This window comes from Rothia sp. 27098_8_161, from assembly GCF_041432905.1.
Taxonomy (GTDB): Bacteria; Actinomycetota; Actinomycetes; order Actinomycetales; family Micrococcaceae; genus Rothia.
This window is the reverse complement of sequence record NZ_JAPWAL010000042.1, coordinates 1-1,951: the sequence shown is the minus strand read 5'-3', so window position 1 is coordinate 1,951 and position 1,951 is coordinate 1. Positions and strand designations below refer to the sequence as shown.

Sequence of the window (1,951 nt, the reverse complement as noted above, 5' to 3'; positions counted from 1 at the left end):
GTGAAGGGTGCAGTCGTTCTTGCCACCTGTAACCGTCTTGAAATGTATGTTCAACTACATGTGTCCGCCCATGTCCCCATGGTTCGTGAGCTGATTGTCGACTCTATTGCGCACACCTCCGGGCTAGACAAAGAACTGGTTAATTCCAGCTTCGACGTGTACGCCGATGATGAGGCTACACGCCACCTGCTGACGGTCGCCTCCGGCTTAGAATCTGCTGTGGTTGGCGAGCGTGAAATCACCGGTCAGGTGCGCCGCGCCCTGGCTGTTGCTCAGGCGAAAGCGCAAGAGGACGGCGTGCCCCTTCCCGGTGAGCTGGTTCAGCTATTTGAACACGCGGCGCATACAGCTCGTCAGGTGGGTCAGCATACGGCTCTTGGTGCTCAGGGCCGCTCCATTGTATCTGTCGCCCTCGATCTTGCGGATGAGGTTGCCGAGAAGGATTGGTCGACCCGCCGCGCCCTGATTTTTGGTACGGGTGCTTACGCCGGCGCGACCATTGCGGCTCTGCGCGACCGTGGTTGCACCGATATTTGGGTCAATTCCCGTTCGGGCCGTGCCGCCGAGTTCGCAGCAAAACGCGAGGTTTCTGCGGTGCCGGTGGACGGCATGGAGCAGGCCATGGCTTCTGCCGACGTCATTATTGGTTGCTCCGGCGGCTCTGATCCGTTGCTTCCCGAACAGATTCCGGGCGGTCACCACACGATCCTCGACCTGGCACTTTCGCGTGACTTTGATCCCTCGGTTGCTGACCTGCCGAACGTTGAGCTGATTACCCTCGAATCGGTGCGCCTTGCCGCGCCCGAGGAAACCGAGGAATCCGTGGCGACGGCTACGCGCATCGTGGAGTCTGAGCTGGCGGCGTTCCTGTCTCGTCAGCGTTCCCGCACGATTGATTCCGCGATTGTTGCGCTGCGCTCGCACACTATGGATGTGTTGGATTCCGAGCTGGAGAAGGTGCGTAGCCAGTTTGGTTGCGGTGCGGCGACGGAGCAGCTTGAGCTGGCGATGCGTCGCATGGTGAAATCCCTGTTGCACACCCCGACAGTGCGCGCCAAGAAACTTGCGGCGGAGGGCCGCACGGAGGATTACGTACAGGCACTGGAGACTCTCTACGGTATTCAGGTGGAGGACTCTTAAGAACCTCTCCCCTGCTCTTTCTGGCATTCTTCGCATACCTAAACCCGTTTTCGCACGGGTTTTGTGTGGGTTTTCGCGCGCTTTTTCACGCGTCCGGTGGCGAGTATTTTATTAGCCCCCGGCGAAGTACCGCCCGTTCACGGTGCCGATGGGCGCATTCACGCTAGAGTAGATGCTAGATAAGACAGTTCCCATACCCGGCGCGCGTTTGGCGGCGCCGGACTATTCTGCGAGGAGACTCATGGAAATCAAGATTGGCGTTCGCCACATCGCCCGCGAAATCGTTGTTGAGACCACCGAATCCAAGGACGTTATCACCGAGAAGGTCGCAAAGGCAATTGAGGACGGATCCCTGTTGCAGATTACTGACGATAAGGGCAACACCACCCTGATTTCTGGCGCTCAAATTGGCTACGTTGAGCTGGGTTCCGACGCGAAGCGTCACGTTGGTTTCGGTATCAGCGCCTAATTACTTCGGTAGCAATTTCCCCTTTAGCTTTAGCTCTCCCCCCGCATCCGTCATGATGCGTAACCGCGCTTTATGCGCTGTGTGCGTGCGCTTTATGCGCCGTAAGGTTACGCCGTGCCGGATGCGGGGATTTGTGTTTTAAGCCGCCCACATAAAAGCCTCGCGACACCCGGTTTTGGGGCGGTATATCGCCCATCACGGGCGCACGCCACAACCGCTTGGGGGTGCACCAGAAGCAAATCCGGGTTAATATTGAGGGGTTAAGTGAATGACCGGTCGTACCCCTTTCAAGACCCCGAGGCTGCACCGCCTTCTCATCATGAATGAACCATGCGTGCAGGC

The 1,951-nt window shown here is 58.2% G+C and carries 2 protein-coding genes; both read left to right on the top strand.

The window, feature by feature from the left end; all coding sequences use genetic code 11:
- Positions 1-1,140 (top strand): glutamyl-tRNA reductase (locus O3648_RS08180; protein ID WP_371569530.1); only part of this gene is annotated, 1,140 nt, incomplete at its 5' end.
- A 241-nt stretch (positions 1,141-1,381) separates the two neighbouring features.
- A complete protein-coding gene (locus O3648_RS08175) occupies positions 1,382-1,609 on the top strand; it encodes a DUF3107 domain-containing protein (protein WP_279755062.1) in 228 nt (75 codons plus the stop codon).
- The last annotated feature ends 342 nt before the right edge of the window (positions 1,610-1,951 follow it).

Bases quoted from the DNA above. Each gene is read 5' to 3' on its own strand.
- O3648_RS08175 (WP_279755062.1), top strand. From the start codon at position 1,382: ATGGAAATCAAGATTGGCGTTCGCCACATCGCCCGCGAAATCGTTGTT.